Below are 332 nucleotides of genomic sequence, written 5' to 3' on the forward strand. Positions count from 1 at the left end.
CCTCTTACATCTGCGGAGACGAATATTCGTTTAAGATTCAAAGTGCTTTTTTGTAATTCATTCAATCTGACTGATCCATCTGCCATATACTTTCCTAATCATCCCCCAATTCTTATGCCCCATTTGTTGAGCAACCCAAAGGAGGTTCTTATTTTCTGAGAGTAGCATCGAAGCAAATGTATGCCTAGTCTGGTAAGGGTTACGATAGTCTACACCACCGTTATTGAGTGCAGGTATCCATAGTCTTTTTCTGATGACGTGGTCTCCCTTCCAAGGATTATCGGTTGTAGGATCATGAAAAACACGGTGGTCGTTTTTAGTAAAGGCTGCTT

At 41.3% G+C, this 332-nt stretch carries 1 protein-coding gene; it reads right to left on the reverse strand.

The features are described from left to right. Positions 1-57: 57 nt before the first annotated feature. The coding region (locus Q4528_RS13060; protein WP_512700996.1) for a site-specific integrase at positions 58-332 on the reverse strand (275 nt) is incomplete at its 5' end.

Origin of the sequence: Staphylococcus pasteuri, assembly GCF_030547725.1 — a bacterium.
Classification (GTDB): Bacteria; Bacillota; Bacilli; order Staphylococcales; family Staphylococcaceae; genus Staphylococcus; species Staphylococcus pasteuri.